This window comes from Pseudoxanthomonas sp. LjRoot204_2, assembly GCF_056175765.1.
This window is the reverse complement of sequence record NZ_JBGFFG010000263.1, coordinates 1-4,816: the sequence shown is the minus strand read 5'-3', so window position 1 is coordinate 4,816 and position 4,816 is coordinate 1. Positions and strand designations below refer to the sequence as shown.

At 69.1% G+C, this 4,816-nt stretch carries 6 protein-coding genes; 3 read left to right on the top strand and 3 right to left on the bottom strand.

Features of this window, described 5'->3' with window-relative positions; translation table 11 throughout:
* The coding region (locus tag AC04L7_RS12535; RefSeq protein ID WP_475513114.1) for a putative DNA modification/repair radical SAM protein at positions 1-860 on the bottom strand (860 nt) is incomplete at its 3' end.
* 206 nt (positions 861-1,066) lie between these two features.
* Between AC04L7_RS12535 and AC04L7_RS12530 the strand changes: the two genes are divergently transcribed.
* Entirely contained in the window at positions 1,067-1,606 is a 540-nt protein-coding gene (locus tag AC04L7_RS12530) for a PH domain-containing protein (RefSeq protein WP_435997371.1), read from the top strand.
* 12 nt (positions 1,607-1,618) lie between these two features.
* On the opposite strand, the gene AC04L7_RS12525 is transcribed toward AC04L7_RS12530, so the two are convergent.
* Positions 1,619-2,287, bottom strand: coding sequence for a ChrR family anti-sigma-E factor (locus tag AC04L7_RS12525; protein WP_299341203.1), 669 nt, complete (start codon positions 2,285-2,287; stop codon positions 1,619-1,621).
* Positions 2,284-2,910, bottom strand: a complete 627-nt coding sequence (locus AC04L7_RS12520) for a sigma-70 family RNA polymerase sigma factor (protein ID WP_435997369.1) — start codon at positions 2,908-2,910, stop codon at positions 2,284-2,286. Before AC04L7_RS12520 ends, AC04L7_RS12525 begins: the two co-directional genes overlap by 4 nt.
* A gap of 144 nt (positions 2,911-3,054) precedes the next feature.
* Between AC04L7_RS12520 and AC04L7_RS12515 the strand changes: the two genes are divergently transcribed.
* Complete coding sequence (locus AC04L7_RS12515; RefSeq protein WP_435997367.1) at positions 3,055-3,837, top strand: hypothetical protein; 783 nt, start codon at positions 3,055-3,057, stop codon at positions 3,835-3,837.
* A 66-nt stretch (positions 3,838-3,903) separates the two neighbouring features.
* Positions 3,904-4,816: acyl-CoA desaturase (locus AC04L7_RS12510; protein ID WP_475513113.1), on the top strand; the 913-nt coding region annotated here is incomplete at its 3' end.

Genomic DNA, 4,816 nt, shown 5'->3' with positions numbered 1-4,816 from the left:
GCCTGGTAGAGGCGGTGTTCGCGCAACAGCGGCGGCGCACGCAGCGGCAGCTGCGTGGACGCATCCGGGATGGGGCTGAAGGCGGAGTAGTACACGCGGCGCATGCGGAACTGGCGGTACAGGGCATCGCTGCTGACCAGGATGGCGCGGTCGTCCGCCGCGTCGGCGCCCACGATCATCTGCGTGCTCTGCCCCGCAGGGGCGAATTTCGGCGGACGTTTCCGCTTCGGCTGCGCTTCCTGCCTGCTGGGCTTCGCGGCCTGGATGCGCCAGTGCAGTTCGCCCATCGCATCGCGGATGCCCTGCGCCTCTTTCTGCGGCGCGAGCTGCTTCAGGCCGGCCTCGGTCGGCAGCTCGACATTGATGCTAAGGCGGTCGGCGTAACGCCCGGCGGCGGCCAGCAGTTCCGGCGACGCTTCGGGAATGGTCTTCAGGTGGATGTAGCCGGCGAAGCGGTGGTCCTCGCGCAGGCTGCGGGCGACTTCCACCATCTGCTCCATCGTGTAGTCGCCGTTGCGGATGATGCCGCTGGAAAGGAACAGGCCCTCGATGTAGTTGCGCTTGTAGAACTCCAGTGTCAGCCGGACCACCTCCGCGGTGGCGAATCGCGCCCGCGGCACGTTGCTGGACACGCGGTTGACGCAGTAGGCGCAGTCGTAGATGCAGAAGTTGGTCAGCAGGATCTTCAGCAGCGAGACACAACGCCCGTCCGGCGTGTACGAGTGGCAGATGCCCATGCCTTCGGTGCTGCCGATGCCGCCCTTGCCCAGCGAATGCCGCTTGCCGGCGCCACTGGACGCGCACGATGCGTCGTACTTGGCCGCATCGGCGAGGATCGCGAGCTTGTCTTTCAACTGCATGGGCGAATCGTAGCCGGGTCGGCGTGCAGGACGTGAGACGGCACGGGACACGCCCCACGATGCCGACGCGATCCATCGCACGACGAGGGCAGCGCCGGCGACCCGCCGTCCGCAATCAGGGGCCGGTCGACCGGCCGCATCCGCATGCCGGCCTGCGCGCGCCGTGCCAGAATGCGCGCCGTCATCCGGAGCCGACCCTGTCGTCCATGCATGCCTCGCCCCCGCTGGAAGCCTCTTTCAATCCGTTGATCCGCGCCTACCTGGTCGCGATGGTGGCGTGGTACCTGCTGATCAGCGTGGTCGGCGCACCGCTGATCCTGCTGTGGCTGCCGGGGCCCGGCCAATGGTGGGCGCGCCATTACTTCGCGCGGCTCGGATGCACCGTCGACGACCGCACGCTGCAGTTCCGCAAGGGCATCCTCTTCCGCGTCGAGAAGACGATCCCGCTGGAGAACATCCAGGACGTGACGTTCATCGAGGGCCCGATCCTGCGCCTGTACCACCTGAGCATCCTGCGCGTTGAAACCGCCGGCCAGAGCCCGGGGCAGGCGCACGCGATGCAGCTGGTCGGCATCGTCGACGCCCACGCGCTGCGCGACGAGATCCTCGCCCGCCGCGAGCGGCTGCGCCCGCATCACGCGTCGGCCGCGCCTGCGGAGTCCTCGTCGCAGGACACGCTGGACGCGATCCGCGAACGCGTCGACGAGATCGCCGGGCTGCTGCGGCAGCAACGCGCCTCGTCCTGAGCCACGCCGGCGCTACAGCTTGAACAACGGCTGCAGGCGCTGCGCCAGCCAGCCGGGGAAGCGCAGCGGGGCGTCGAGGGCCGACACGCAGATGCAGGCCGTGCCGGGCACGGTGACCGGCTGGTGTTCGACATCGCTGTCCAGGTCGGCCACGTCGCCGGGTGCGAACTGGCCCAGCGCGTCGTGGTAGGCGCCGCGCAGGATCTGGGTCAGTTCGGTGCCRCCATGGCTGTGCACGGGCATGCTGCGGCCCGGGCCGATCTTCAGCATCAGCAGGGTGCCGGTCTTGGTGTTGGGGGCGCGGATGCAATGCACGCCGGGCGCCATCCAGCGCCATTTCAAAGCGCGGTACGAGGTGCCGAAATACGGGTGCAGCGGTGCCGGCAGGCGGTCGTCGTCCTCATACGGCGCGCGCGGGGGCGGTACGGTCGCCGTCGCGGGCGCCTCGTCGAGGCGCGACCACATGGACGCACGCAGCTCGGCCTGGCGGTCGCCGGCAGCGACGGCCGGCTGCTGCTGCTCGACCAGGTGCCCGCCGATGCGCTCGGCGTCTTCCACGCGCGCGCGGCAATGCGCACAGGTCTCCAGGTGGGTGGCGGCCACGATCGCCACTTCGACCGCCAGTGCGCCGGCGGCGTAGCTGACCACGGTGGAAGGATCGAGATGATGGTGCGGGTTCACGACTGACCTCGTACTTGGCCCTGCAGCCGCAGGAATGCGCGGCGCAGGTGCGACTTCACGGTGCCGAGCGGCATCTGCAGCTCGTCGGCGATCTCCTGGTGGCTCTTGGCCTCGAAGTAGGACATGCGCATCAGGCGCGCCTGCACGGGGGGCAAGTCCTCGATGCGGCGCTGCAGATGGGCATGTTCGGCGTGGTCTTCGGCCGAACTGAACGGGCGCGCCAGCTCTTCGTCGACAGCCGGGCCGGCGTCTTCCATGATCTGTACCCAGCCGGGCTCGCGCCGCACGCGGTCGATATGGAGGTTGCGGCCGATGCGGAACAGCCAGGTGGACACCGCACCCTGCTGCGGGTCGTACATGGCGGCCCGCTGCCACAGGCGCAGGAGCGCCTCCTGCGACAGTTCCTCGGCCACGGCTTCGGTATTGCCCAGGCCGCGCAGGTACAGGCACAGGCGCGGCATGAAATGATCGTACAAGCGCATGAAACAGGCGCGGTCGCGCTGCCGGGCCACGGCGAGCATGTCGCCGGTCCAGTCGTGGACATCGCGCGTGGCGGGGGTAACGGTGGACACCGGACGTGCCGCCCGCAGGGGCGACGGTCTCCTTGTGAGGTCGGTGGGCATGGTATGCCAGGTCCCGCTGGGTTCGTGATGACGCTCTCTACGAAGATGACCGGCACTCGGATGCAGGTGGGGCGCACGTCGTCCAAGCATCCGTCCCGTAGTGCGTGCCGTAAGAAGGAGCCCGTTCATCTTCGGCACGCTCCCATGACCCGTCCCCTGGCCGTCCTGCCCCTCTTCGCCGCCCTGATGCTGGCCAGCCCGGCCGCGCGCCCCGATACGGGCGTGTTGCGGCAGGAGGCGACCGCCTACGCCCGCCAGGGCGATACTGTGCTGTACCGCGAGTCCCACTGGCGCTACCGGCAAGAAGGCAGCGCCCGGCGGCTGGTCCTCTACCGCTGCCCCGATGGCCGGGCCTTCGCGCGCAAGACGGTGGTGGACCGCGCGACCGCACAGGCGCCGGACTTCGATTTCGAGGATGCGCGCGACGGCTACCGGGAGGGGGTGCGCAGCAGCGAGCGCGGGCGGGTGGTCTATGTCAGGGAAAAGGCGGGCGCACCTGCGAAGGAGCGCACGCTGGCCGTGCCTGCCGGGGCGGTCATCGATGCCGGATTCGATGCCAGCGTGCGGCTGCACTGGAACACCCTGCGCGCGGGACGCGACGTGACCCAACCGTTCCTGTTGCCCAGCCGGTTCGACTTCATGCCGGTGAAGCTGGATCCCGGCGAGGTCGTACGCTGGAACGGCATCCCCGCCCAGCGCATGGCGATGAAGCTGGATCGCTGGTACGGCTTCGTCGCCCCGACGATGCAGTTGACCTACGCCAATGCGGACCAGCGCCTGCTGGAATTCGCCGGCATCGCCACCATCCGCGACGACAAGGGCCGGCACCAGGACGTACGCATCGTGTTCCCGCAGCCGCCCGCCGCGGCGGATGCGCGTGCACTGCGCGATGCGTTGGCCACGCCACTGGTCGGCCGCTGCGGGTGAGCGGTCTTCACGCATCCAAAGCGCGCGTTCGGTCGTACTAGGGATTCAAGCGATCGAGACCTCCTGATGCCGGCCAGCGATTCCCCCACTCCCCCGCCGGCGCCCCGTGTGCTGCCGGCGCTGCGACGCTGGTTCGACACCCAGGCGGCGCAGGAACACGAGGATGGTGGCGACCGGATCGACTGGCTGCGTGCCGCCCCTTTCATCGGCATGCACCTGGCCTGCCTGGCCGTGTTCTGGGTCGGCGTATCCCCGGTGGCGGTGATCGTGGCCGCAGTGCTGTACGCGGTACGCATGTTCGCCATCACAGGCTTCTACCACCGCTATTTCTCCCACCGCACGTTCCGCACGTCGCGCGTGCTGCAGTTCGTGTTCGCACTGATCGGCGCGTCCAGCGTGCAGCGCGGTCCGTTGTGGTGGGCGGCGCACCACCGCAACCACCATCGCCATGCCGACACCGCGGCCGATCCGCATTCCCCCGCCGTGCATGGATTCTGGTGGAGCCATGCGGGCTGGTTCCTGACGCGGGGCGGCTTCCGCACCGACTGGTCGCGCATCCCCGACCTGGCGCGCTATCCCGAACTGCGCTGGCTGGACCGCTACGACACCGTCGTGCCAGTGCTGCTGGCGGCCGCGCTGTACGGTGTCGGTGCGCTGCTGGAACGCGTGGCACCGCACCTCGGCACCAGCGGCGGGCAGATGCTGGTCTGGGGCTTCTTCGTCTCGACGGTCGTGCTGTTCCACGCCACCGTGACCATCAACTCGCTGGCGCACCGCTTCGGCCGCCGCCGTTTCGATACGCGCGACGACAGCCGCAACAACCTGTGGCTGGCGCTGCTGACGTTCGGCGAGGGCTGGCACAACAACCACCACTTCTTTCCCGGCACCGCGCGGCAGGGATTCCGCTGGTGGGAAATCGACCTGACCTGGTACGGCCTGCGCGCAATGGCGCTGTTCGGGCTGGTGCGCGATCTCAAGC